We start from the raw sequence: 26,210 nt of genomic DNA, 5'->3' as shown, positions 1-26,210 counted from the left end.
TGGCGGTGCCCTCTCTCACTACTCACTTCTCTTCACTGTTTTCACTATGAAAGCCATCGACATCAACAGCGACCTGGGCGAATCCTTTGGCGCCTGGCGCATGGGCAACGACGACGCCCTGCTTGCCGTCGTCAGCTCGGCCAACATTGCCTGCGGGTTTCATGCAGGTGACCCGGACATCATGCGCCATACCGTGGCGCTGGCCGTGCAGCACGGCGTCGCCATTGGTGCCCATGTATCGCTGCCTGATCTGCAGGGCTTCGGCCGCCGCGAACTGGCGGTGACACCCAACGAAGCCTATGCCATGACGCTTTATCAGATCGGTGCGCTCCATGGCTTCGCACAAGCCGCGGGCACCCTGCTGCGCCACGTGAAGCCGCATGGCGCGCTGTACAACATGGCAGCACGGGACATCCGCCTCGCCGAAGCCATTGCCAGCGCCACGCGCGACTTTGATCCGAACCTGCGTCTGTTCGGCCTGGCCGGCTCGGCACTGGTCGATGCGGGGCTGGCGGCAGGTCTTCCGGTGGCCGCAGAGGCCTTCGCCGATCGTCGCTATCGCGACGACGGTTCGCTGCAACCGCGGCGCGAACCCGATGCTGTCATCACCGAAGGGGATGAAGCGATTGCGCAAGCCATGGCGATGGTTCGCGAAGGCCAGGTGCGCGCCGTGGATGGCTCCATCGTCTCCCTGCAGGCAGACACGCTGTGCGTGCATGGCGACGGCGCACATGCCGTGGCCTTTGCCCGCCAGTTGCGCGCAGCGCTCGAGGCCGCCGATATCGTCATTGCTGCACCTCACATCACAGGGCATACCACGTGAACTACTGGCCACTGCTGGGCGTGGCGGTGATCGTGATTGGCTTCGCCCTGCGCTTCAACGCCGTGCCCGTCGTGGTCTGCGCCGCACTGGTCAGTGGCTTGCTGGCGCACCTCCCGGTACCGGACCTGCTGGCGCTACTTGGCAGGAGTTTTGTTTCCGCACGCATGCTGCTGTTGTTCGTGCTCACGCTCCCCGCCATTGGCCTGCTCGAACACGCCGGTTTGCGCGAACATGCTCAACAGTGGATGGGGAGGCTACGCGGACTCACGCTCGCGCGTTTGCTCATCGGCTATCTGATGGTGCGCGAGGTGCTCGCCATGCTCGGCCTGACTGGCGTCGCTGGCGCAGCGCAAACCGTGCGTCCGCTATTGGCGCCGATGAGCGAGGCCGCTGCCGAGAAGATTCTGCCGACCCTGACGGACGACGATCGCGACGAGCTGCGCGCCGTCGCCGCCGCCACTGACAATGTCGGCCGATTCTTCGGCGAAGACGTCTTTATCGCGCTGGGTGCGGTGCTGCTGATTCAGGGCTTTTACGCGCAGCACGGCATCGACCTCACGCCGCTGTCGATTGCCCTGTGGGCACTGCCGACGGCGATTGCTGCCTTCGTGATTCAGTCCGTGCGCATCTGGCTCTACCAGCGCCGGCTGGAGCGCCGCGCCGCGCTACTGCGTGACGGCAAGGCAAGCTGAGCATGCTGCGCATCGAGTACGCGTACTGGCTGATCGCGGCGTTTCTTCTCTACACCGCGTGGCTCAACGTGCGCCAGGGACACGGCTACCGCGCTGCCTTCTGGCTGCTTCTCGGCCTGCTGTTTGGCGGCGGCGACTACGTACTGGCGCAACAGAAAGCCGGCAACGCATGGCCCGCGCAGATCGCTGGCGGCATGGTCATAGCGCTGGCCGCGCTTGCGCCGACAATGCGCCGTCACGCTCACCCCGAAGACTCGCGTGCCGCGGAGCGCGCCGCTTCGGCCAGAAAGCTGGGTCACAAGCTGTTCGTACCCGCCTTGCTGATTCCTCTGGTGACGTTGTTCGTCGCGCTGTTCGGCACGCATCTCTCCATCGCAGGCCATGCGGTGTTTGCTCCTGCACAGATGACCCTCACCGGGCTGGCGCTGGCCTGTGTCGTGGCCTGGCTGGCTGCCGCACGGGTCGCACGCGCACCGCTGCATCAGGGCCTCGCGGAGGGCCGCCGCCTGCTCGACGCCATCGGCTGGGCTGCCCTGCTGCCACTGCTACTGGCGGCGCTCGGCGAAGTGTTCACGCATAGCGGCGTCGGCACGGCGGTGGCCGCGCTCGCCAACGCGGCATTGCCAGAGGGCAGCGCGTTTGCATGCCTGCTGGTGTTCGCACTTGGCATGGTGTTGTTCACCGTGATCATGGGCAATGCGTTTGCGGCCTTCCCGGTAATGATGGCGGGTATTGGCTTGCCACTGCTGGTGAAACAGTACGGCGCCAACCCCGCGATTCTCGGCTCCATGGGCATGCTGTGCGGCTATTGCGGCACGCTGCTTACGCCGATGGCGGCGGACTACAACCTGGTTCCCGCTGCCTTGCTGGAACTACGCAACCCATATGGCGTCATACGTGCACAGTTCTGGAGCGCAGTCGCCATCTTCATCGCCACCTTTGTCATGATGTGGCTGCTGGTGTTCCGTTGATAACGCTTCAGACCCCGAGATGGCTGTCATGAGCAAGCTGCCAAGCATCCTGTTGACCGGCTTCACGCCTTTCGGCAACGAGAGCATCAATCCGTCATGGGAAGCCGTGCGTGAACTGGACGGCCAGACGGTCGGCGGTCATCGCGTGATGTCGCGCCTGCTGCCGACCGCCTTTGCGGATTCACAGCGCGAACTGGCGCTCGCTATCGATGAAGTGAGGCCCGCCCTACTGCTTGGCGTGGGACAGGCTGGCGGACGCAGCCGCCTCTCGATCGAGCGCGTGGCGATCAACGTGCAGGATGCCCGCATCGCGGACAACGCCGGCGCGCAGCCCATCGACGAGGTCATTGCCGCCGACGGCCCCTCCGCCTACTTCAGCACACTGCCCATCAAGGCGATGCTCAAGGCGCTGCTTGCCGAGGGCCTGCCGGCCGAGATATCGAACACGGCGGGCACCTTCGTGTGCAATCACGTCGCCTATCTCATGCTGCATCTGGCAGCGAAGCAACACGGTGTGCGCGCAGGCTTTATCCACATTCCCTACCTGCCCTTGCAGGCAGCTCACTTTCCCAATACACCGAGCATGTCGAAAGAGGATGTAGTGCGCGGCCTTTCCATCGCCCTGCGCGTCGCTGCTACCCGGCATACCGACGAGCGGCTCGGCGCTGGCGCGCTCGACTGATCCCGGCCACACCATCGATCACACCTCGCGGACAAAAAAAGGGCCTGGCAAGCCGCCAGGCCCATAGCGGGGAGGTGTTGCAAGGTAATCAGAGCTTGAAATGGGCCTGAAGCAGATACTCGCGGCCGCTGCTGTACTCGTTGGCAAGCTGGGTCATGCTTGAACCGTAGAACTGCTTGTAGGTCGAGTTGAGCAGGTTGAGCATGTCGAAGGTCAGCGAGAAGTGATCGTTGAACTTGTAGCCTGCGGATGCGTCGAGTTCTTTGTAGCTGTCGGTGTAAGCGTTCGGCGCACCGGCCACGTAGCCGCCGGCGAGGTACTTGCTGCGGTAGTTGTACGAGATGCTCGCGGTGTACGGACCCTTTTCGAAGTACGGCGCGAGGGTGTACGAGTTCTTGGAGTTGTACGGCAGCGGGCCGCCCGAGTGCGTACTGGAGTCGGAGTAGGTGTAGTTGGCACGCAGACCGAAGCCGCTATCACCGAAGGCCTGCTGATAGCTGATGGCGGCGCCCTTCACTTTGGCGCGGCCGCCGTTGATCGGTGCCGACACGCTGTACTGGCAGAAGCCCGTGAGCGTGCAGGAGCCGTTGCTGACCAGCATCTGGCCTGTCGGCCCCTGAATCAGCTGCGCCCACGAACCGTTCTGGCGGCCTTGCGTGGTGGCTGCATTGACGACGTAGTTGAGCACGTTCTTGTAGAAGCCGGAGATCGCGACCACCGACTCGGAGTTGAAGTACCACTCGGCCGACAGATCGCCATTCACTGAGCGATACGGCTTGAGGTTCGGGTTGCCGGCGGTGGCCGTGAGCACGGTGTCGTTGGCTTCGAAGTACGGCGCGTACTGGTTGTACGGCGCATAGGCCACTGTTTCCGAGCCGGCAGCGCGCAGGATCAGGTCCGGCATGACGTTCCAGGCCACGTTAAGCGCAGGCAGCCAGTTGTCGTTGGTGCTGCTGGAACCTACGTAACCAAAGCCCGGCGGGAATACGCAGTTCCAGGTGGTACACGTGCTGGGCACGTTGTAGCCCCATGAGCTGATCTTGGTCTGCACCCAACGGACGCCAAGATTGCCGTGCACGGTGTCATTGCCGAAATTCAACTGACCGTAAGCAGCGGTGTTCTCCTGCTTCACGTTGAAGGTGTTGTCCCAATAGTCGACCGGATCGTTGGCGATCAGAACGTTGCCATTGAGCACCGCGTTATAGATGGCGTCGAAGCCCTGCGTTTGCACATGGCGGACCGAACTGCCGCTCAAGCCGACATCGGAAGCGCCTTTCAGGTTGGTGAGGCCGCCATAACCGATCTGGTTGAGTGTCATGTTCGGCACACCCTCGTTGAAGATCATCAGCGACTGGCTCTCCCAGTGCGCTGCCCAGCGCGCGCCCACCTGCACGTTGTTGAGGAAGCCGTCGAAATCTTTGGTGAAGTCGAACTGGCCATACTGGTCACGCGCCTTGTAGGGCTTGTAGCCAATGTTGCCGCCGAAGTTGTTGTCGGCCCAGTACTGCGGGTTGTTGGCAGTGGCCAGGTCGGTGTAGTTGAAGCCGTTATGGATGTTCCAGTTGAAACCGCCGCCGTAGAACAGTTCCTTGAACGCCTGACTGATGTCGTTGTACGAGGTACTGACACCCAACTGACCGAACACGCGCCAGCCGTCGCCCTTGTAGGTTCCGCGCCAGTCGGCGCCTCGGGTGCGGATGAACGACTTGCGCGCATCGTTATCCATGAAGCTCTGCGCCGTGCTTGTGCAACTGGTCGTGTTGAAGCACGGCGTACCCACCTGCGTGCCCGACGTCACGATGTTGTTGCCGCCCGAGGCGAGCCGGGAGATGCCGGCGAAATCGAAGGCCGGGATCGGATACAGCGACACGTTGAGGTTGTCGAGCCGGTCGACCATGTACAGCAGGCTAAGCGTCGAGTCGAAATGGTCGTTAGGCCGGTACTGCAGGTTCACCAGTACGCTGCTGCGCTTTTCAGTCTGCTCGAAGTTGGCAACGTTGAGCTCGTTCGGCATCTGGTCATAGGGATGGAGCTGTCCCGCCGCCACCTGCGCGGCGATGGCAGGGTTTACCGCCGCGATGTTGGCCACCGGCGTGTAGCCGAAGATTTCCTGGCCCTGGCGGTCCGTCTTCTGCTCGTAGTGCTGCAATGAAACGTCAACGCCAAAGGTTTTGTCCGCGGTGTGCCAGGCGTAAAACACCGAGGCGTTAGGCCGGTTCTTGTCGACCATGTCGTTGTAGTTCACGCCGGACGTGCCACTCAGCGTATTGGACGGCACATCGAGCGGCTGGATGGTGTGCATGATCACCGTGCCGCCGAGGCTGCCTTCGGGCAGTCGTGCCTCAGGGCTCTTGTAGACCTCCAGCGAGCCGAGGATTTCCGGCGGCAACAGCGAGTAGTTGAAGCCGCGGTTCGGGCTGTCGCCGTACAGCCACATCGCCTGCGCTACGGGGTGGCCGTCGAGAAAGGCGAGGTTGAGGCTGGGATCGATACCATCGATGCTCACGCGCTGGGTCGCGCCAAACAGGCGATCCAGCGTGACGCCAGGAATCTGCGCCAGCGCTTCGGCCACGTTGGTGGCAGGAAATTTGCCGATGTCTTCCGCCGTAATGGCGTCGACGATGGCGTCGGCGTTGCGCTTGGTTTCCAGTGACTGCTGCAAGCTGGCGCGAATGCCGACCACCGTCACGGCTTCCAGCTGTTTAGCCTGTGACGGATTCGCCTGCTGCTGCGGATTGGCCGACTGCGTGTTGCTGTTGCTACTGGCGCTGTTGGTCTGCGTGGCATCCTGCGCTTGCAGCGACATGGAAAGACACAAGCCGGCAATGATGCTGGCGGCTAGCAGAGTTTTGCGGTGTGACATGGCATCCTCCCCTCGAAGGCATAACGGCAACGGAAAGTGGTGCGTCATCCGCTGCTGCGTGGCTGTCTGGGCTTGCGCCCGGTTCAGTGCAACGATGCTACGTAGGTGCTGCGATATCCCCTGTGTTTGTGCTTTGGCCATCCAGATACAAACTGGCCGCGCCAATCACGCCGTGCTGGCCGTGTTCCATCAGTCGTACGGGAACCTGTTGCAGAAAGGCGCGCATGACGCCTTTGTTGAAGAAGCGCTGGCGGAAGCTGCTGGTGAGCAGCACATCGCGGATGTGCGGCAGGATGCCGCCGGCGAGAAACACGCCGCCGCGCGCGCCGTACAGCAACACCAGATCGCCGACGAAACTGCCGAGCAACCCGCAGAACACCTCGAGCGCTTCGGCCGCGGCAGCGTCGCTGCGCTCCAGCGCGGCTTGCGTCACCTGACTGGGGGCGCTGAGTGCGGGCGACTGGTCGCGCAGCGAACAAATGGCGCGATAAAGGTTGAGCAAGCCCGGGCCGGACAAGGCGTGCTCGAACGACACGTAGGCGCGGTCGCGCGCCAGATAGCGCAGGATCTCGATCTCGCGTTCGTTGCCCGGCGCCAGGGCGATCTGGCCCGCCTCGGTGGCCAGCACGGTGGCGTGCGGCTTGCCGGGCAGCAGCACGGCCGAGCCCAGCCCGGTACCGGGCCCCATCACCAGCACGGGACCGGCCGCGCGCGGCGCAGTGGTTTCGATCACCGGCGTGGTGTCGGCCTGGCTGAGGAACTGGGTGGCATAGGCCACCGCTTCGAAGTCATTGACCACCGCCAGCTGGTCGATGCCGAGGCTGTCGCGGATATCGCGGATGGAGACCGGCCACGGCAGGTTGTCGTTGACGATGGCGTCGCCCAGCACGTAACCGGCGCTGGCCACGGCGCAACGGTCCACATGCACCGAGCGGTCCAACTGGCCGACGAAGTCTTTGAGCACGGCCGTGAGGCTGGGCCAGTCGGCGCAGGCATAGCGGTGGTACTGCAGCACCGTCACCGGGCGCGCACCGTCCGCCTGCCGGCTCACCAGCCCGATGCGTGCGTGAGTGCCACCGATATCCGCAGCGAGGAACACCGCGGACTGCAGTGACCATTGACGCGCCCCCTGACTGTGGTTGCCTTGCTGCGCCACCGTCATCCCCTCGCCATGTCTGCGTCACGCCACCCCCATGGCATGACCGATTTTTGACCGGAGTCTGGTAACGATTGACAACGTTGTCAATAAACCGTTTTTTCATGCGAAACAACGCTTTGGCGCGTGACAGCAATCGCATCAATTCGCATCGCCGGCGCAGAAACATGACGCATTGCAACACATTGTTGTCAATGCTTTTTTTACCATTTGGCACGCGCCATGCTGGCGCAAAATTCAGCCTGCCGCGGCGCAGCAGAGTGCCTCGCAAAAGGCAATTTCATGCCCCGCTTTTGACCGCGCCCGGATGGCCTGATACTGCCAAAATTTGACAACGTTGCTCTTAGCGTCGATAAAAGGTCATTCGGGGAATCGGGCCGCAGCGGCCCATCTGTGTCCGGCCATCCGGGGGAGCTTCCATTTCCATGTCTGCCACTTCGCTAGCCGCCGGAGAGCCGCGCTCTTCCAGTGTGGTGCCGATGCTGATCATCGGCGTCCTGTTTTTTATCTTCGGCTTCGTCACCTGGCTCAACGGCCCGCTGATCACCTTTGTAAAACTCGCCTTCAACGTGGATGACGTTTCCGCGTTCCTGGTGCCGCTGGTGTTCTACTTTTCCTACTTTTTCCTGGCCATTCCGTCGTCGAGCGTGCTGCGCCGCACGGGCATGAAGAAGGGCATGGGCCTCGGCCTCTTCGTGATGGCGATAGGCGCGGTGCTGTTCGGCCAGTTCGTTAGCATGCGCATTTTTTACCCCGCACTGGTCGGCCTGTTTGTCATTGGCGCCGGCCTGGCGCTGCTGCAAACGGCGTCCAACCCGTACATCAGCATTCTCGGCCCCATCGACAGCGCCGCGCAGCGCATCGCCTTCATGGGCATCTGCAACAAAGTGGCCGGTGCGCTGGCGCCGTTCGTGTTTGGCGCGCTGGTGTTGTCCGGCATCGACACGTTCGATCAGCAGGTGAAGGCCGCGCCGACGGCTGAGGCACGCGAAGCGCTGCTCAATGCGTTCGCTGCCAAGATCCACATGCCTTACATGATCATGGCCGGCCTGCTGGTGCTATTGGCGATCTGGGTCGTCCGCTCGCCGCTCCCGGAAATCAAACCGGCCGGCGCCAATGCCGAAACCGATATCGGCCACGCCAAGGGCGGCATCTTCAGCTTCCCGCATCTGTGGCTGGGCGTGCTGTGTCTGTTCCTCTATGTGGGCGCCGAAGTGATGGCCGGCGATGCCATCGGCACCTACGGCCAGGGCTTCGGGCTGCCGCTGGAGGAAACCAAGCATTTCACCTCCTACACCCTGATCGCGATGCTGGCCGGTTACCTGGCGGGCCTGGTGTTCATTCCGCGCTTCATTTCGCAGCAGAGCTATCTGGCGGTGTCGGCGGTGCTGGGCGTGCTGTTTACGGTGGGCGCTTATGTCACCCAGGGCCACACCTCGGTGGGCTTTGTGGCGGCACTGGGTTTTGCCAACGCCATGATGTGGCCGGCCATTTTCCCGCTCGCTATCCACGGCCTGGGCCGTCTGACCGAGCGCGGGTCGGCGCTGCTGATCATGGCCATCGCAGGCGGTGCGCTGATTCCCCAGTTGTTCGTGCACCTGAAACAGCATTTCAATTTCCAGCTGGTATTCATGGCGCTGATGGTGCCCTGCTACCTGTACATCCTCTATTACGGGCTGAGAGGGCACCGCGTGGGCCAGCACGCGCCCTGACCGCCGGGCGCCGCCGAACCGAGTTCCACTGGGCTACGATGCCCATCCCTGTTCCCCCGGAGTCCTCACGTTGCGCAACCCCACCATCAAGGACGTCGCCAAGCGTTCGGGCGTTTCGCTCAAAACCGTGTCACGCGTGATCAACCGGGAGGCTTCGGTACGCGCCGACACACGCGAAAAGGTCGAGCGCGCCATCGAGGCCCTCGGCTATCAACCCAATCCGTCAGCGCGCGGGCTACGCAGCACGCATGCCTATGCCATCGGGCTGGTGTATGACAACCCGAACGCGCATTACGTCATCAGCATGCAGGACGGCGTGCTGTCGGCCTGCCGCGAACGCGGCTTCGGCCTGCTGATTCACCCGTGCGACTCGACATCGCCCGACCTCGCCAACGAACTGTGCTCGCTGGTCGAGCGCAACCGGCTGGCCGGTCTGGTGCTGGCCCCGCCGATGTCTGAGCAGGCCGAGCTGATTGCCACGCTGACGGCCAATGACGTCAGCTTCGTGCGCATCATTTCCTCGCGCGAAGATCCTCATGATGGTGCGCCCTGCGTCTACATCGATGACCGCAGCGCGGCGTATGCCATCACCGAACACCTGATTCAGATGGGCCACAAGCGCATCGGCTTCCTGTGGGGCGAACCGCACCATCGCTCCAGCCCGGAGCGTTACCAGGGCTATGCCGATGCGCTGAAGGATTACGGCTTGCCGCTCGACAAGAAGCTGGTGCTGCCCGGCCGCTATGCGTTTGACGACGGTTTCCGTGGCGCACGCAAACTGTTGGCGCTGAAGGATCCGCCGACGGCGATCTTCGGCAGCAACGACGAAATCGCTGCCGGTGTGCTGGCGGCGGCGCGTTCCAGCGGGCTGGATGTGCCGTGGAATCTCTCCATTGCCGGTTTCGAGGACAGCCCGTTCTCCAAGCAGGCATGGCCCGCGCTGACCACCGCACGTCAGTCCACCAGCGATATCGGCCGCCATGCGGCGCTTCAGCTGATGGCCGAGCTGCAGCGCAAGGCCGGCGCGTCGGTAGACATGCCGCATAGCGAATGTTTTGTCCCCGAACTGGTCGTGCGCGGCTCCACCGCGCCACCCCAAACCCCGGCGCCCCGCAAGGGCTGAAGACGCTACGCGCCTTCAGCCCCGCGGCATGCGCCCCGAGCATGTCACTGAGATAGGACGATGAAAGAAGCCAGCTCCACCCTGATGTACCGCGAGGCCCACGAAACGGCCGCCGTGGTCGAGCGCCAGCTGCGCGAGAACGCGCCGATCCTGAAGGCGCTCGGCGAGCAGCTGCGGGCCAACCCGCCCCGCTTCATCGTTACCTGCGCGCGTGGCAGCTCCGACCACGCCGCCGCCTATGCCAAGTACGTGTTCGAAACGCGCCTGGGCCTGATTACGGCCTCGGCGTCGCCGTCGATCTCGTCCATCTACGATGCGGATCTGAACCTCGACGGCGCGCTGTTTGTCGCCATCTCGCAATCGGGCAAGAGCCCGGACCTGCTGCGCAGCGCGCAGGCCGCCAAGGATGCCGGTGCCCACGTGGTGGCGCTGGTGAATGTGGAAGATTCGCCGCTTGCCGCCATGGCCGATACCTTCGTGCCACTGCGCGCCGGTCCGGAGCTGAGCGTCGCTGCCACCAAAAGCTACCTCGCCACGCTGGCCGCCGTGCTGCAGCTCACCGCGCACTGGAGCGACGACGAAACCCTGCACGCCATCGTCAACCGCCTGCCGGACGACCTGCGCCGTGGCTGGGATTGCGATTGGAGCGCGCTCATCGAAGGCCTGACCAACGCCAGCAATCTGTTTGTGGTCGGCCGCGGCTTCGGCTTCGGCGGCGCACTGGAAGCGGCTCTCAAGCTCAAGGAAACCTGTGGCCTGCACGCCGAAGCGTTCAGCGCTGCCGAAGTGAAGCACGGCCCGATGGCGCTGGTTGGTGCGGGTTTCCCCGTGCTGTTCTTCGCGCAGGACGACGGCACGATGGACAACACCATGGCGGTAGCGAACGAATTTCGCGCGCGTGGCGCCCGCGTGTTCATTGCCGCGCCGGGCAACCATGATCCGGACAAGCTGCCGCTGCCGGAAGGCATTGCGCCCATCGTGGCGCCGCTGCTGGCCGTGCAGAGTTTCTATCGTGCCGCCAGCGCTTTGTCGCTGGCGCGCGGATTCGACCCGGATGTGCCGCCGCATCTGCGCAAAGTGACGGAGACCATGTGATGACTGCGCCGCTCACCGCACTCGTCAACGGCCGCGTGCTGCTGGACCACGGCCCGCAGAGCGGGCTGGCGGTGCTTGTTCGCGGCCAATCCATTGAAGCGATAGCGCGCGCCGACGATCCGCGAGTGACCGGCGCTCGAGTGCATGACCTCAAGGGGCATCTGCTGGCCCCCGGCTTTATCGACGTGCAGGTCAACGGTGGCGGCGGCGTTCTGTTCAACGCCGAACCGACCGTGGAAGCGCTGGCCACCATCAGCGCCGCTCACCGCAAGTTCGGCACCACCGGTTTTCTGCCGACGCTGATCACCGATACTGCGGAAGTGATGCACAAGGCGTTGGACGCCGTCGATGCCGCCATCGAACAAGGCGTGCCGGGTGTGCTCGGCATTCATCTGGAAGGTCCCTTCCTCGCCACCGCGCGCAAGGGCATCCACGACGCCAGCCTGTTCCGCCTGCCAGATGCCGACGATCTCGCCGCGATCACGCGCAAGCGCCGCGGCGTGGTGATGCTGACGCTGGCAGTGGAAGAAGTGCCACTGGATACCATCCGCCAGCTCAGCGAAGCCGGCGTGCTGGTGGTCGCGGGTCATACCGCCGCCAACTACGCCACCACCCGCGCGGCGCTCGATGCCGGTGTGTGCGGTTTCACCCATCTCTACAACGCGATGACGCCGCTGGGCAGCCGCGAACCCGGCGTGGTCGGCGCGGCGCTGGATGATCCGCACAGCTGGTGCGGCCTGATCGTCGACGGCCATCACGTGCATCCCGTGGCTCTGCGCGTGGCCATCGCGGCCAAGGCGCACGGCAAGAGCGTGCTGGTCACCGACGCCATGCCGCCGGTAGGTGCCGACAACCCCGAATACGTGCTCAACGGACAGACCATCATTGCCCGCGACGGCATCTGCCAGAGCGACGCCGGCGTGCTCGCCGGTTCTGCGCTGGATATGGCCACCGGCGTGCGCAATCTGGTGAACATGGTGGGCCTGCCGCTCGCCGAGGCCTCGCGCATGGCGAGCGCCTATCCCGCAGCATGGCTGGGCCTGGATCGCACGCAAGGCCGGCTGGTGGCTGGCCAGCGAGCCGACTTCGCCGTGCTGGATGACGACCTGGTGGTAAAGGAAACCTGGGTTAACGGCGTGCGCTACGGTAGCTGACAAAAACCTCAAAGAACCGTCATCCCAGCTTTCGCCGGGATGACGAGCAGGAGCGTGTTACTCGTACACGTGCAGCCGATCGAAAATCCACGTGTGATACGACTTCACCAGCTCCGGCTGCGCGCAATCGGTGTACAGACCATTGCAGCGCGTACGCAGCGCGATGGCGGCAGAGAAGTACGGGTCCGTCGGCACGTCCGCCGCCTGCAACACCATGCTCGGCAGCAACGCGATATCGAGCATCGGATAGCGCGGCAGGGCCGTGCTCTCGAAGTTGCTCTTGATCATGTAATAGGTGAGGTAGTCCTTGTGCGCCGCCATCTCTGTCGGCCAGGTACGCGGCATGTCACGGATCAAGCCGCTGAATGACGGCTGGTGGTCACCGAAATGCACGATCACCGTGTGTTGCGTGCGATCAAGGAAATCGTGCTCCAGGCCGCGCATGGCCACGTCGGAGTTGTGCAGGTTCGACAGGTAGGTGTTGAAGTTAAGCGACTCGCGCTCCGGCAAGCCCTTCAGCGGCGCCTTGTTGAACGGTGCCGGCAAGGTCGACAGCGGATCGGAGTCATGCGGGCCATGCTGGGCCAGCGTGAGGATCATTACGAAAACCGGCTGGCCCGGCTTCTTCACCTTGTCGTAGACACGCTTGGCCGCGTCGAACATCTGCTTGTCGGTTTCCTCCCACTCCTTCAGACCCAGCTGACCGGCATCGTAGAACTCGTCGAAGCCATACGCCTTGTACGCATTGCGGCCGTTGAGGAAGCTGCCATTGGTGGGATAGATCGCCACGGTGAGATACCCCAGCCGCTGCAGCTGCAACGGCAGGCTGTCGCGCACGTGCGGCGCCAGCACATACGGGGCATACATGCCGCCCGGGCCGAAGATGTCCTGCGGCATGCCGGTGAGCGTGGCGAACTCGCTGACCCAGGTGCCGCCGCCGAACGTGTGCACGCGCATCGGACCGGTGGCGCGGGTGCGCGCGTCGGGCTTGAACATGCCGACGCGGCATTCGGGGATATTGCACTGAGTGAAGTTGGACGGGTTGAAGGTGCTCTCTTCCAGCACCTGCACAATGTCCGGGTAGCTTTCCGGTGAACGGGGCAAGGCCGCCGGATCACGCGCGGCCGTCGGGCCCCACTCCTGCTCAGCCGCCGTATCGTCGCCCGTTTCGGGCATGCGGACGTCCGAATCGCTGAAGTTGACGAAGAAGTTGGTGATCTGCGCGTCGTCGGAGAGCTTCTCCCACACGTTTCTCGCGTGCACCTCGGCAAAGGGCCCGTTGGGCCACAGGCACACCCAGAACGCCATCGCCCAAAGCGCTACGCCACCCGCACGCAGCGCCCACGCACGACGGGGGGTCACATGCGCGAGCAAGCGGCGATCCCAGCGCCACACCGCCCACAAGGCCAGTGGCGTCACCACGCCAATCACCAGGCACAGGCCCCACAGGTGCGGGTAGTGCCCCAGCGTTTCCAGCAGGCTGCTACGCGCGTAGTAAATGAAGTCCGCCGGCATCAGCGGCGAATCGAGATAGCGCAGCTTGAGCACTGAGAGAAAGTTGAGGCCGAGGAACAGGCCGCCACTCACCACCAGCGCCATGGCCGGACGGCCAAAAGCGAACAGGCACACACCGAACGCGCACACCATGAGCGCGATCACAAACGTCTGCTGCAAATGGTCCGGTTCGGGCAGGGCTGTCATGCTTACGCAAAACAGAAAGAACCCTGCGGCCACCAACCATAATCCAGTCTTCCGCACAAAACGCGGCATAGCGGATGGGCCCCCTGTCCGGCCTCAGTGTCATCGAGACGCAATTCTACGGACTTGCGAATGTCACATGCACAACGGCCGGCAACGGCGAGGGGATGCCGCGAAACGGTTCAGCGGCCGTTGCCGCCGGCGAGCTGTCACGCCGATCTGTTAGGGTCTCGCCCTTTGCCACCATGGACTGTGCCGCATGACCCCTCGCCTGCTCCCCCTCGCCGTCCTGGCCGCCGCCGCGCTGGCCGGTTGCGCGAGCCAGACGACCCGGCCCGAGAACCTGCCGGAAGGTAGCCGGGCCCAGGTGGCCATCCTGGAAACCACCGATGTCCACGCCAACGTGCTCAGCTATGACTATTACAAGCAGCGCGAGGACCGCTCCCTGGGTTACGAGCGCACCGCCACGCTGATCCGTCAGGCGCGCACGCAGTTTCCGGACAGCTTCCTGTTCGACAGCGGCGACACCATTCAGGGCAGCGTGCTGGCCGACTACCAGGCTCAGGTGAAGCCGATCGGTTGCAACGAGGAGCTGGGCATTTACCGCGCCATGGACGTCATGGGTTACGACGGCGGCACCGCGGGCAACCACGAGTTCAACTACGGCCTGGGCTTCCTCTCCCAGGTCAGCGGCACCCCGATGAACGTCGAGGGCGGCCGCGCGGATCGCTGTGCCGGCCCGCACTTTCCGCTGGTGCTGTCCAATGTGTTCAGTGCCCGCGACGGTGCGCCGATCTTCAAACCCTGGACGGTGGTGCAGAAGGACATCAGCGTCACGGCCCCGGACGGCACCCGCCGCCGTGTGTCGCTCAAGGTGGGCATCATTGGCTTTACGCCGCCGCCGATCCTGGAGTGGGACAAACAGAACCTCGCCGGCAAGGTCACCGTGACCGGCGTGGTTGAGGCGGCGCAGAAGTACCTGCCGGAACTGGAAGCGCAGCACCCTGACCTGGTGGTCGCCATTCTGCATGGCGGGCTCAACACCGCGCCGTACACGTCCGACATGGAAAACGGCGGCTGGTATCTCGCCGGCCTCCCCGGCATCGACGTGCTGCTGCTGGGCCACTCCCACACCGAATTCCCCGGCCCTCATTACAAAGGCATGGCCGAGGTGGATGCGGAACGCGGTTTCGTACGCGGCAAGCCGGCGGTGATGGGCGGCTTCTTCGGCAAGGACCTGGGCGTGATCGACCTCGCCCTGCAGCGCAAGGACGGCCGCTGGGTGATCGACGCCGGCCAGACGCACAGTGAGGTGCGGCCCATCTGTCCGGCCAAGAACGACTGCGTGCCGGCCGACCCGGCCATCGCGCCGGTGGTGGCACAGGCCCATGAGGCCGCCATGGCCTACGTCAACACGCCGATCGGCACCACCCGCGTGCGCATGAGCAGCTATTTCGCCGACGTCGGCAACATGACCGCACTGGCGCCCATCAATGCTGCCATGCGCGATTACGTGCAGCGTGAACTGCCCAGGCAGCATCCGGAGCTGGCCTCGTTGCCGGTGCTCTCGGCGGCCGCTGCGTTCCGTACCGGCTTCGGCGGCCCCGATGACTACACCGATGTGGCCGCTGGCCCGCTGACCCTGCGCAGCGCTGCTGACCTGTACTTCTACCCCAACACGCTGGCCGCCGTGCAGGTGGATGGCACCGGCCTTAAAGCCTGGCTGGAGAAGTCCGCCGAGCGCTTCAACCGTATCGACCCGGCGAAGGACGGCGAACAATCGCTGATCAATGATCACTACCCCGGCTTCAATTTCGACCAGATCCAGGGTGAGCTGAGCTATGAGATCGATGTGTCGAAGCCGGCGGGTCAGCGCATCGTCAAACTTCGCTACAAAGGCAAGCCGGTGTCGCCGCAACAGCGGTTCATCGTGGCCACCAACAACTACCGCGCCAGCGGTGGCGGCAACTTCCCTGGCCTGGATGGCAGCAACATTGTGCTGTCCGCGCCAGACGGCGCACGCGAGATCCTGGCCAGGTGGCTGCAGCATCAGCAGACGATCGACGCGAAGGATCTCCCGTCATCCTCCTGGCGCTTCGCTCCGCTGAAGACGCGCGGCGACGTGGTGTTCAAGGGCGCGAGCGGCAAGCAGGATGTGGCGCACGATGCGGGTCTGAAGGGCATTCGCCAGCTCAGCGACAGCGGCGATGGCTCCGCCGTCTACGCCATCGATCTCTCACACTGAGGCAAGCACTGGTGCGGAGCGCGCGGTGGCGTAGACTCCGCCGCGTTCCCACCCAACGCCGCAGGGGGCGTTCGATGCAAGGCGAGCAGAAATACTGGTTTCCGGCCAAACGCTATGGATGGGGCTGGGGCTTTCCCACCACCTGGCAGGGCCTGGTGGTGATGCTGATCTACGCCGGCCTGTTGGGAGCGTGCATGTCGTGGCTGATGCCTCACCATGAACACGGCCTGCTGTTGCTCTGCGTCGGCGTGCTGACCTCCGCACTGCTCCTGGTGTGCTGGATCAAGGGCGAACCGCCCCGTTGGCATTGGGGTAATCGCGACTGAGGCTTCGGAAGGCCAGACGGCTAAAGTTTCACTTGTACCTGTTGACTGCAGTGCAGCAATCGACCTAAGGTCGGTGCCATGTCGCCGTCATTCATGCCAGCACGCATGCCTTCGTACCCGGTTTCCACCGGGCGCATGCAACTGTGCGCAGGCGCCATGACCATCGCCGCTACGACCACCACCACGACCACTATTACCACCGGGTCGGGGTGGGTTGCCGTGCGCGAGTAAGTTTCCCTAACGCAAACGGCCCCGCCCTCGATGAGGCGGGCCGGTGCACTCTCCGTACCCCGCCAGCGAGCACGGGCCCCTATTGGAGGCCATCGTGAACGTTGCTGCATCACCATCGCTCGAACAACCGTCGCTACCGCCGCATGCCATGGCGCTGCCGACGGTCACCGCACGCCAGCGCGTGCTTGCCGTGGGCCTGATCGGCCCCGGCCGTGTCGGCAGCGCCCTGCTTGACCAGCTACGCGCAGCGCAGCCGCGGCTGGCGCGTGCCGGACTGGACCTTAAGCTCTGCGGCGTCGCCGCCAGCCGCCGCATGTGGCTGGATGCCGACGACCCGGAACTCAATGGCCGCCATGGCACCGCGCAAACCTGGCGCCCCAGCGACCTCCGCGAATTTGCTGCCCATGTGCGCGGTGAGGACGGCCGCCATGCGCTGCTGATCGATTGCAGTGCGAACGAAGCGGTGGCCTCGCGTTATGCGGAGTGGCTGGCTGATGGCATCCACGTCGTCACGCCAAACAAGCTTGCCGGCAGCGGACCGCTATGGCGTCTGCAGGCCATTCGCGCCGCCTGCAGTCAGGGTGCGCGTTTTCGCTACGAAGCCACGGTATGCGCCGGCCTTCCCGTCGTGCAGACCTTGCGCGATCTGCTGGATACCGGCGATGAGCTGCTCGCTGTCGAGGGCATGTTCTCCGGCACGCTGGCGTGGCTCTGCCATCGCCACGACGGCAGCCGCCCGTTCTCCGCACTGGTACGCGAAGCCCACGCGCTGGGTTATACGGAGCCTGATCCGCGCGACGATCTTTCGGGTCTCGATGTGGCGCGCAAGCTGGTGATCCTCGCTCGCGAAGCGGGCTGGTCGCTGTCGTTGGACGATGTGGAGGTGCAAAGCCTGGTGCCCCCCGAGCTTGCCGCGCTTTCCGTTGAGGACGCCCTGGAGCATCTGCATCTGCTCGACGCCTCCATGGCTCGCAACGTTGCGTCCGCTCAGACACAAGGCGGCGTACTGCGCCATGTCGCCAGCCTCGACGCGAACGGGCACGCCAGCGTACGCCTGGCCGTGCTGCCCGCTTTGCATCCGTTCGCGCACACGCGACTCACGGACAACATCGTACAGTTCACCACGCACCGCTATCGCGAGAACCCGATGCTGGTGCAAGGACCCGGTGCCGGCCCAGAAGTAACGGCAGCTGGTATCTTCGCTGACCTGTTACGCATTGCCGAATCACTGGAGGTGCGCCCATGAGTGCGCAGTTGGCCGATCCCATGACGAACCCGCAACGCGCGTTGAGCGCTCAGGCCATGGCGTATGCCAGCGTCGGCAATGTCGCGGTGGGCTTCGACATTCTGGGCCATACCGTGGCCGGTGCGGGTGATCGCGCGGTGGTGCGGCGTATCGATGAGCCCACCGTGCGCATCGCCGCCGTGCACGGCTGCGTGACCGACTTGCCGCTCGATGCCGCCGCCAATACCGCGGGCGCTGCGCTGCTCTCGCTGCGTCGCGCGCTGGGCTTGCGTCACGGCTTCGAAGTGGAGCTGTACAAAGGCATTGCGCTCGGCTCCGGGATGGGCGGCTCCGCGGCCTCATGCGTTGCTGCGCTGGTGGCGGCCAATGCCTTGCTCGAGCGAGAGCTGCCGCGCGAGGCGCTATACGGGTTTGCGATGGATGGGGAATCCGTGGCGAGTGGCAGCCGCCATGGCGACAACATCGGTCCCATGCTGCTGGGTGGCCTGGTACTGGCCACACGCGATCGCATCTTGCGCCTGCCGGTGCCTGACAGCTGGCATTGCGCGCTGGTGCATCCCCATGTGGTGCTGGAAACACGGCGCTCCCGCACCGTGCTGGCCGATGGCTTTGCGTTGCACGACGTAGTGACGCAGCACGCGAATCTCGCGCTGGTGCTGACGGGTTGTCATCGCGGTGATGCCACGCTGGTGCGTGAAGGTCTGAAGGATGTGCTGGTGGAACCCCGCCGCGCGCCGCTGATTCCTGGCTTTGCACGCGTGAAGCAGGCCGCGCTCGATCACAACGCGCTGGGCGCCAGCATTTCCGGTGGCGGCCCCAGCGTGTTCGGCTGGTATGAGCGGCGCGACGACGCCGAGCGTGCCGCCGCAGCGATGGTGGCCGCGTTTGCCGAAGAGGGTCTGGCCAGCGACGCACTGGTGTCGCCCATCAACGGACCAGCCGCCACGGTGTTGAGCGAGGCCGCGGCATGAGTGAGCCGTTGCACTACCGCAGCACCCGTGGCGCGCGACATGCGGCGGGCATCGAACAGGTGATTGCTGCCGGGCTTGCGCCGGATGGCGGCTTGTACGTGCCTGAGGCTCTGCCGTCGCTGGATCCGTCCTTGTTTGATCCCAACGGTTCGCTGGCCGATACCGCCTCTACGTTGCTGGAGCCGTTTTTTCGCGGCTCGCCGATGGCTGGCGAGTTGCCGGCCATTTGCCGTGAGGCGTTCGATTTTGACGTGCCGCTGCGCCCCCTATCCTTTCGCAACGACGCCTCCGTACTGGAGCTTTTCCACGGCCCGAGTGCTGCGTTCAAGGACATTGGCGCACGCTTTCTGGCTGCCTGTTTCCGGCGATTGCGCCGGGATGCGGCGGCGCCGCTGACCATCGTCGTCGCCACCTCCGGTGACACCGGAGCCGCCGTCGCGGCTGCCTTCCATCGGCAGCCCGGCATTCGCGTCGTTGTTCTCTATCCGGATGGCCGCGTGTCGCCCCGACAGGCGCACCAGCTGGGCTGCTTTGGCGACAACGTGCAAGCGCTGCGCGTCGCCGGCACGTTCGATGACTGCCAGCGCATGGCGAAAGCCGTACTCAACGACACCGAGCTGCAATCCCATGTGCCGTTGTCGTCTGCCAACAGCATCAGCCTGGGTCGTCTGCTGCCGCAGATGAGTTACTACGCGCATGCTGCCCTGGGTTGGTGGCATCGCCACCACAGGCCGCTCAACTTCATTGTGCCTACCGGCAATCTCGGCAACGCGCTGGCCTGCGTATGGGTTCGCGAGATGGGCTTGCCGGTGGGTGAAATCCACCTGGCCTGCAACGCCAATGCGACCTTGAGCGACTACTTCGATGGTGCGCCCTACTCGCCCCGTCCCGCCGTAGCTACGCTGGCCAATGCCATGGATGTGGGCGCGCCAAGCAACTTCGAACGCCTGCGCTGGACCTTTCCGCGTGATCACGAACTACGCCTGCAGCTGCACGCCAGCAGCGTGGACGATGACGTCATTGGAGACACCATCGCCAGGCATGCGCGTGATCACGGCGAGCTGTTCTGTCCGCACACGGCCACGGCCATGCATGTGCTCGATGGCATGAGCGATACCGATCTTGCGTGGGCCGTGGTGGCCACTGCCCACCCGTCGAAATTCGACAGCGTGGTCGAGCCACTGATTGGCCGCACCATCCTCGTGCCACCCGCACTGCAAGCCATGCTGCAACGCCCGGCCCACGCAGAGCCCATGCCTGCCAGTGACGAAGCACTGAAGCACTGGCTGGCTTACCAGACCGCGTGAAGCTCGGTCCGAGAATCTGGCACTTCCCGCAAAGTGCCAGACCCTTCCCGGCATGTCATTCCGGGCAGGGGAAAAGGGCGACGATGCCTCAGGCCAGCGCTGCCAGCACGGCTTCCGTGGAACGCACGCGCCCCAGCCGGGGGAAGATGTTCTCCACCGCGAAACGATGATGCACCGCGTCGGCAGAGCTCATGGCGTCCTCCACCAATACCTGCTGGAAGCCAAGCTCAAACGCGTTGCGTGCTGTCGACTCCACGCCGATGTTGGTGGAAATCCCTCCCAGCACGATCTGGGTGATGCCACGGCGGCGCAACTGCAGTTCAAGCTCGGTGCCATAGAAGGCGCCCCATTGGCGCTTGATGATGTGGATGTCGCCCTCGCCAGCATTGAGCTGATCGGCATACTCCAGCCAGTTGGCAGGCAGGCCATCCCTGCCTGGCGACGGCTTGTCGGCCAGTGGGCGCAACATGTCGCTGCCATCCGCCGAGAAATTCACCCGCACCAGCACGACGGGCGCACCGATTTCGCGGAAGCGTGCGGCCAGGCGGCCAGCGCGTTCGAACACGTCGTCCGCGGCATGCGGGCCACCGGCATAGCCGGCAATGCCTTTCTGAAGGTCGATCAGCACCAGCGCGGTGGTGCGGGGGTCCAGCTTTTCCATGGGAAATACTCCGCCATTGGTGGCGCCAGCCATGCCAGGGCGAGGCTTGCCCGAACGCCGGTGGAAAGTGACAACATCGCGGTTGCACCGCCTCTGGCCTTACCATGGCGGCTACCGGACAAGGATCAGATATGTGAGGCTACCCTCACATTGGAGTTTATGAGGATGCCCTCACAAAATTCAAGCCAGAGCGGCCGCTCGCCACAGCGTCAGCGTGGGCGCGAGCGCGTAGCGGCGCTGCTTTCAGCCGCATCCGCGTGTTTCGTCGAAAGAGGCTACGACGCCACCACCATGACCGAAATCGCCGCCCGGGCGGGGGCGTCGATTGGTTCGCTCTACCAATTCTTCCCCACCAAGGAGTCGGTGGCCGAGGCGCTGATGCTTGACCATGCCGAGGCGCTTTACGCGCGCATGGAGCGCCTGCTGGAACACGTGCCGGGCTGGGATACCAACGAACTGGCGGGCCGGCTCATCCGCACCTTCGCTGATTACCGCAAGCAGCACCCTTCGTTCGTGGCGCTGCAGGAAGCCACCGGCTCACAGCCCTCTTTGCTGGGCCGCACCATACGCCAACGCATGCGCGATTATCTCTGCCAGATTCTCGCCATCCATGCGCCAAAGCTCGCCGCCGGTGATCTTCGCCCCGCCGCGATGGTGGTGCAGCAACTGATGAAGGCCGCTACGGCGCTCCAGAACGAGCAGCCGGCAACCCTCCGTCAGTCCGCGCAAACCCAGCTGCAGCGCGCCCTGGCGCTGTACCTGCAGGAGCTCGCCAGCGAGTGAGGTTTCATCAGCGTCGCGGGCATCGGAAGGCGTCTAGCCATCTGGACGTCCAAATGTGCGCGGCGGCACGCGATCTCAAAAATTTCAAAAGAAACTGTTGACAACCCGTTACGGCCCCCATTAGGGTCGATCACATGACGCAGCGCAACAGCCACGATCGCATTGCCGAACCGATTGGTCCTCCGACCATCGGCGGCGCGCCGCGCCTTCGCAACAACCTCCTTCTTGCCCTTGTACTCGTACTCCTTATTACCAACGGAGGTGCGGGCTGAGGGCGTGTGTCCAGGTAACTAGAAAGATCACCTGAATACCACCGAAGAACCCCGCACCCGGTAACGGATGCGGGGTTTTTTGTTGCCCAACGGCGCGTGCCAGCGGAGCTAAGCAATGACCCCCGATAACACATCCCAAGAGAGCAGCGACGTGGGCGACGTAGCCCCCGAGCGCTTGCGCATCTTCGATACCACCCTGCGAGATGGCGAGCAGGCGCCCGGCTTTTCCATGGACCGCCGCGCGAAACTCCGCATGGCGCATGCGCTGGAAGCGCTGGGCGTGGACGTGATCGAGGCCGGCTTTCCCAGCGCCTCGCCGGATGATTTCGGCTCCGTGGCGGACATCGCCCGCGTGCTGCGCGGCCCTACCGTGTGCGGTCTGGCACGCTGCCACGACAACGACATCGACAGCTGCGCCCGCGCACTGGAGCCCGCGCGCCACTCGCGCATTCACCTGTTTCTCTCCACCAGCCCGCTGCATCGCGAACACAAGCTCAACATGAGCAAGCAGCAGGTGATCGACACCGCCTGCGCTGCCATCGAGCGCGCGAAGACGCTGTGCCACGAGGTGGAGTTCTCCGCCGAAGACGCCATGCGCACCGAGCCGGAGTACCTGGTCGAGGTGTTCAGCGCCGCCATCGCAGCCGGCGCCACCACCGTCAACGTGCCCGACACGGTGGGCTACACCACGCCGGTGGAAATGGCCGAACGCATCGCCTACCTGCGCAAACACGTGCGCGGCGCCGATCGGGTGGTGTTCTCCACGCACTGCCACGACGACCTGGGGATGGCGGTCGCCAACAGCCTCGCCGGTGTGTCCGCTGGTGCCCGCCAGGTGGAATGCACCATCAACGGCATCGGCGAGCGCGCCGGCAACGCCTCGATGGAAGAAGTCGTGATGGCTTTGCGCGTGCGTGGCGCCTATTTCGGCGTCGAGACGGGCATCGACACGCGCAAGCTCTATCCAACCTCGCGCTTGCTGACGCAGCTGACGGGACAAGCCGTCGCGCGCAACAAGGCCGTGGTCGGCGACAACGCCTTCGCGCACGAGTCGGGCATTCACCAGCACGGCATGCTCAAGCACCGCGGCACCTACGAAATCATGCGCCCGCAGGACGTGGGCATGGGCGAAACGCGCCTGGTCCTGGGCAAGCACTCGGGCCGCCACGCGCTGCGCCAGCGCCTGCAGAGCATGGGCCACGACATCGACGAAGCCCTGATGGACAGCATCTTCGTTCGCTTCAAGGCGCTGGCCGACAAAAAGCGTGAAGTGCACGACGAGGATCTGGAAGCCCTTGCTCTGGGCATGGACCCGGAAGCCACGGGTCCGTGGCGCATCGTGCAGCTCAACACGAACTCTCATCTCGGCGGCAGCGCCTCGGCCTCGGTAAAGCTGGCGCACGACAACGGCACGGAAGTGGGCGAGGCCGCCATCGGCGACGGTCCGGTGGATGCGGTGCTGCGTGCGATCGAGCGCGCCACCGGCACCACGCTCGACGTCACCCACTTCCAGGTGCGCGCCGTGAGCGAAGGCGGCGATGCCCAGGGGCAGGCCCAGCTCACCGCGCGGCATGCCGAGCGCGACTGGCGTGGCGCCGGCGTCAGCACAGACATCATCGAAGCGACTGCCCACGCGGCGCTCACCATCGTCAACCGCATCGAACGACAGCAACCCGTGCCGCAACGGGCGGCTGTCGCCGGTCTGTAACTCCGAGGAGATCTCACAATGACCACGCCATTCCTCTGGCACAACGGCCAGATCAAACCCTGGACCGAGGCCACCGTTCACGTCAGCACTCACGCACTGCACTACGGCTCTTCGGTGTTCGAAGGCGAACGCGTTTATGCGACGCCGCAAGGGCCGGCCTACTTCCGCCTCGCCGACCACACGCGCCGCCTGTTCGAGTCGGCCAAAATTTACGAGATCGAGATCGGTTACTCCGAAGACGAGATCAACGCGGCCTGTCACGAGGTGATCCGCGCCAACCGCATGAAGGCAGCCTATGTGCGTCCGATCGTGTTCCGCGGCGCAGGCGGCCTTGGCGTGTTACCCAAGGGCGACTCGCCGGTCGACGTGGCGATCATGGCGCTGGAATGGGGTGCGTATCTCGGCGACGCCATCGAACATGGCGCCGACGTGTGCGTGTCGTCATGGCATCGTCCCGCCCCAAACACCTTTCCCAGCTGGGCCAAGGCGGGCGGCAATTACCTCAGCAGCCAGCTGATTGCCCTTGAGGCACGCCGCGGCGGCTACGCCGAAGGCATCGCGCTGGGCCACAACGGCCTGCTGAGCGAAGGTGCGGGTGAAAACCTGTTCCTGGTGAAGAACGGCAAGCTGCTCACGCCGCCGACCAGTGCAGGCATTCTGGCTGGCATTACGCGCGAATCGGTGATCACGCTCGCGGGCGAACTCGGCATCGCGGTGGAAGAACGCGACCTGCCGCGTGAAGCGCTGTACACCGCCGATGAAATCTTCATGACCGGCACTGCTGCCGAGATCACGCCGGTGCGTTCGGTGGATCGCAAGCAAGTCGGTGCCGGGCGGCCGGGTGATGTGACTCGCGCGCTGCAAAAGGCCTTCTTCGGGCTGTTCGACGGCACCACGGAAGACCAGTGGAATTGGCTCACCCCAGTTCAAGTCGAAGCCGCGCAGGAGGCTGCGTAATGGCTAAGACGCTTTTCGAAAAAATCTGGGACGCGCACGTCGTTGCACCCGAGTCCACCGACACGCCGGCCGTCCTCTACGTCGACCTGCACCTGGTGCACGAAGTCACTTCACCGCAGGCGTTCAGCGAACTGCGCGAGCGCGGCCTGAAGCTGCGTCGCCCTGATCGCATGCTGGCGACGCTGGACCACTCCACACCCACCCTGCCCGCCGGTGCGGATGGCGAACGCCCTTACGCGAACGCGGAAGCAAAGGCGCAGGTCGCGCAGCTCGAAACGAATTGCCGCGAGTTCGGCGTTGAGCTGCACGGCTGGGATAGCAACGACCGCGGCATCGTGCACGTGATCGGCCCTGAGCTCGGCGCAACACAGCCGGGCATGACCATCGTGTGCGGCGACAGCCACACCTCCACGCACGGCGCGTTCGGCGCGTTGTCGTTCGGCATCGGCACCACCGAAGTCGGCCATGTGATGGCGACCCAATGCCTGTTGCAGCGCAAGCCGAAAACCCTGGCGATCCATGTGGATGGCAAGCTGCCGGCCGGCGTGGGTGCCAAGGATCTGATCCTGCACATCATCGGCGAGATCGGCGTGGATGGCGGCACCGGCTACGTCATCGAGTATCGCGGCGAAGCCATCGCGCAGATGTCGATGGAAGAGCGCATGACGGTGTGCAACATGTCCATCGAAGCAGGCGCGCGCGCCGGCCTGATCGCACCGGACGACACCACCTTCGCCTGGCTGAAGGGCCGCCCGCGCGCACCGCAGGGCGCCGCGTGGGATGCCGCCGTCGCGCGCTGGACCTCGCTGCGTACCGACGACGGCGCCGCGTACGACCGCGAAGTACACATCGACGCGACCAAAGTGCGCCCCACGGTCACCTACGGCACGCACCCAGGCATGGCCATCGCCATGGACAAGCCGGTGCCAGCCGCCCGCAACGCGCAGGAGAAACGCGCGCTCGACTACATGAAGAGCGAGCCGGGCAAGCCCATGCAGGGCACGCCGGTGGACGTGGTGTTCGTCGGCAGCTGCACCAACTCGCGTTTGTCCGACCTGCGCGAAGCCGCTCACGTGCTGCGTGGCCGGCGCGTGGCGGAAGGTGTGCGCATGCTGGTGGTGCCGGGCTCCGAAGCGGTGCGCCGCGATGCGGAGAACGAAGGCCTGCATCACGTGTTTACCTCGGCCGGTGCCGAGTGGCGCGTGCCGGGTTGTTCGATGTGCATCGCCATGAATGGCGACCTGGCGCAGCCGGGTCAGTTGGTGGTGAGTACCTCCAATCGCAACTTCGAAGGTCGTCAGGGCAAGGGCGCGCGCACGGTGCTGGCGAGTCCGGCGACGGCTGCTGCTTCGGCTGTGGCCGGCCGCATTGCTGATCCGCGTGAGTACATGACGGAGGTGGCAGCATGAAGCGCGTGAGCTTTTCGCTCCCTCTCCCCTGCGGGGAGAGGGCTGGGGTGAGGGGTCAATCTGGCCTCATCGCCTCTTCGAGCGTCGCTTCGATGAATGCCATCGCAAGCACCCGCCCCTCACCC

Annotated in this window: 22 protein-coding genes; 18 read left to right on the top strand and 4 right to left on the bottom strand. The window is 64.6% G+C overall.

What is annotated here, in order from left to right:
• Positions 1 to 46: 46 nt before the first annotated feature.
• Genes OQE56_RS17845 through pcp form a run of 4 tightly spaced genes read left to right on the top strand, consistent with a single transcriptional unit; the run spans position 47 to position 3,168 of the window.
• Positions 47 to 823, top strand: a complete 777-nt coding sequence (locus OQE56_RS17845; RefSeq protein WP_267226085.1) for a LamB/YcsF family protein — start codon at positions 47 to 49, stop codon at positions 821 to 823.
• Positions 820 to 1,515, top strand: coding sequence for a DUF969 domain-containing protein (locus tag OQE56_RS17840; RefSeq protein WP_267226083.1), 696 nt, complete (start codon positions 820 to 822; stop codon positions 1,513 to 1,515). Before OQE56_RS17845 ends, OQE56_RS17840 begins: the two co-directional genes overlap by 4 nt.
• Before the next feature lie 2 nt (positions 1,516 to 1,517).
• Positions 1,518 to 2,486: a 5-oxoproline transporter, DUF979 family subunit gene (locus tag OQE56_RS17835; protein ID WP_267226081.1), complete on the top strand. Its 969-nt coding sequence runs from the start codon at positions 1,518 to 1,520 to the stop codon at positions 2,484 to 2,486.
• A 28-nt stretch (positions 2,487 to 2,514) separates the two neighbouring features.
• Positions 2,515 to 3,168: a pyroglutamyl-peptidase I gene (gene pcp, locus OQE56_RS17830; RefSeq protein ID WP_267226079.1), complete on the top strand. Its 654-nt coding sequence runs from the start codon at positions 2,515 to 2,517 to the stop codon at positions 3,166 to 3,168.
• Between the two features lie 88 nt (positions 3,169 to 3,256).
• Here the strand turns inward: pcp and OQE56_RS17825 are convergent, their stop codons facing one another.
• Together OQE56_RS17825 and glk are read right to left on the bottom strand one after the other, a co-directional pair.
• The gene (locus tag OQE56_RS17825; RefSeq protein ID WP_267226077.1) at positions 3,257 to 6,031 is read right to left on the bottom strand and encodes a TonB-dependent receptor; all 2,775 of its coding nucleotides are present in this window, start codon (positions 6,029 to 6,031) and stop codon (positions 3,257 to 3,259) included.
• A 97-nt stretch (positions 6,032 to 6,128) separates the two neighbouring features.
• Positions 6,129 to 7,193, bottom strand: a complete 1,065-nt coding sequence (gene glk / locus OQE56_RS17820; RefSeq protein WP_267226075.1) for a glucokinase — start codon at positions 7,191 to 7,193, stop codon at positions 6,129 to 6,131.
• Between the two features lie 419 nt (positions 7,194 to 7,612).
• Between glk and OQE56_RS17815 the strand changes: the two genes are divergently transcribed.
• The 4 genes from OQE56_RS17815 (at position 7,613) to nagA (ending at position 12,271) form a co-directional block, all read left to right on the top strand.
• A complete protein-coding gene (locus OQE56_RS17815; RefSeq protein ID WP_267226073.1) occupies positions 7,613 to 8,899 on the top strand; it encodes a sugar MFS transporter in 1,287 nt (428 codons plus the stop codon).
• Between the two features lie 70 nt (positions 8,900 to 8,969).
• Positions 8,970 to 10,022 (top strand): LacI family DNA-binding transcriptional regulator, encoded by a 1,053-nt coding sequence (locus OQE56_RS17810; RefSeq protein WP_267226072.1) that lies wholly within the window; start codon positions 8,970 to 8,972, stop codon positions 10,020 to 10,022.
• Positions 10,023 to 10,082: 60 nt separating this feature from the next.
• On the top strand, positions 10,083 to 11,117 hold the full coding sequence (locus OQE56_RS17805; RefSeq protein WP_267226070.1) for an SIS domain-containing protein: 1,035 nt from the start codon (positions 10,083 to 10,085) through the stop codon (positions 11,115 to 11,117).
• On the top strand, positions 11,117 to 12,271 hold the full coding sequence (gene nagA, locus OQE56_RS17800; RefSeq protein WP_267226068.1) for an N-acetylglucosamine-6-phosphate deacetylase: 1,155 nt from the start codon (positions 11,117 to 11,119) through the stop codon (positions 12,269 to 12,271). The genes OQE56_RS17805 and nagA overlap by 1 nt, the downstream gene beginning before the upstream one ends.
• A gap of 57 nt (positions 12,272 to 12,328) precedes the next feature.
• On the opposite strand, the gene OQE56_RS17795 is transcribed toward nagA, so the two are convergent.
• Positions 12,329 to 13,972 (bottom strand): LTA synthase family protein, encoded by a 1,644-nt coding sequence (locus OQE56_RS17795; RefSeq protein ID WP_267226067.1) that lies wholly within the window; start codon positions 13,970 to 13,972, stop codon positions 12,329 to 12,331.
• Positions 13,973 to 14,228: 256 nt separating this feature from the next.
• Between OQE56_RS17795 and OQE56_RS17790 the strand changes: the two genes are divergently transcribed.
• From OQE56_RS17790 to thrC, 6 genes are all read left to right on the top strand, one after another.
• On the top strand, positions 14,229 to 16,214 hold the full coding sequence (locus tag OQE56_RS17790) for a bifunctional 2',3'-cyclic-nucleotide 2'-phosphodiesterase/3'-nucleotidase (RefSeq protein WP_267226066.1): 1,986 nt from the start codon (positions 14,229 to 14,231) through the stop codon (positions 16,212 to 16,214).
• A 74-nt stretch (positions 16,215 to 16,288) separates the two neighbouring features.
• A complete protein-coding gene (locus tag OQE56_RS17785) occupies positions 16,289 to 16,540 on the top strand; it encodes a hypothetical protein (protein WP_267226064.1) in 252 nt (83 codons plus the stop codon).
• Positions 16,541 to 16,618: 78 nt separating this feature from the next.
• On the top strand, positions 16,619 to 16,771 hold the full coding sequence (locus OQE56_RS17780) for a hypothetical protein (protein WP_267226063.1): 153 nt from the start codon (positions 16,619 to 16,621) through the stop codon (positions 16,769 to 16,771).
• Between the two features lie 148 nt (positions 16,772 to 16,919).
• Positions 16,920 to 18,017: a homoserine dehydrogenase family protein gene (locus OQE56_RS17775; RefSeq protein WP_267226260.1), complete on the top strand. Its 1,098-nt coding sequence runs from the start codon at positions 16,920 to 16,922 to the stop codon at positions 18,015 to 18,017.
• Entirely contained in the window at positions 18,014 to 18,988 is a 975-nt protein-coding gene (locus OQE56_RS17770; protein ID WP_267226062.1) for a homoserine kinase, read from the top strand. The genes OQE56_RS17775 and OQE56_RS17770 overlap by 4 nt, the downstream gene beginning before the upstream one ends.
• Positions 18,985 to 20,295: a threonine synthase gene (thrC, locus tag OQE56_RS17765; protein ID WP_267226061.1), complete on the top strand. Its 1,311-nt coding sequence runs from the start codon at positions 18,985 to 18,987 to the stop codon at positions 20,293 to 20,295. The genes OQE56_RS17770 and thrC overlap by 4 nt, the downstream gene beginning before the upstream one ends.
• Positions 20,296 to 20,383: 88 nt before the next feature.
• Here the strand turns inward: thrC and OQE56_RS17760 are convergent, their stop codons facing one another.
• Positions 20,384 to 20,956 (bottom strand): hydrolase, encoded by a 573-nt coding sequence (locus OQE56_RS17760; RefSeq protein ID WP_267226060.1) that lies wholly within the window; start codon positions 20,954 to 20,956, stop codon positions 20,384 to 20,386.
• Positions 20,957 to 21,121: 165 nt separating this feature from the next.
• Between OQE56_RS17760 and OQE56_RS17755 the strand changes: the two genes are divergently transcribed.
• The 4 genes from OQE56_RS17755 to leuC all read left to right on the top strand — a co-directional run bounded on the left by OQE56_RS17755 (position 21,122) and on the right by leuC (position 26,085).
• Positions 21,122 to 21,739 (top strand): TetR/AcrR family transcriptional regulator, encoded by a 618-nt coding sequence (locus OQE56_RS17755; protein WP_267226058.1) that lies wholly within the window; start codon positions 21,122 to 21,124, stop codon positions 21,737 to 21,739.
• 387 nt (positions 21,740 to 22,126) lie between these two features.
• A complete protein-coding gene (locus tag OQE56_RS17750; RefSeq protein ID WP_267226056.1) occupies positions 22,127 to 23,719 on the top strand; it encodes a 2-isopropylmalate synthase in 1,593 nt (530 codons plus the stop codon).
• Positions 23,720 to 23,737: 18 nt separating this feature from the next.
• The gene (locus tag OQE56_RS17745; RefSeq protein ID WP_267226055.1) at positions 23,738 to 24,676 is read left to right on the top strand and encodes a branched-chain amino acid transaminase; all 939 of its coding nucleotides are present in this window, start codon (positions 23,738 to 23,740) and stop codon (positions 24,674 to 24,676) included.
• Positions 24,676 to 26,085, top strand: coding sequence for a 3-isopropylmalate dehydratase large subunit (gene leuC / locus OQE56_RS17740; protein ID WP_267226053.1), 1,410 nt, complete (start codon positions 24,676 to 24,678; stop codon positions 26,083 to 26,085). The genes OQE56_RS17745 and leuC overlap by 1 nt, the downstream gene beginning before the upstream one ends.
• Positions 26,086 to 26,210 lie beyond the last annotated feature (125 nt).

It is taken from the genome of Dyella silvae (assembly GCF_026421305.1).
Classification (GTDB): Bacteria; Pseudomonadota; Gammaproteobacteria; order Xanthomonadales; family Rhodanobacteraceae; genus Dyella; species Dyella silvae.
The sequence above is the reverse complement of the archived record's forward strand: the minus strand, read 5'-3'. Positions and strand labels throughout refer to the sequence as shown.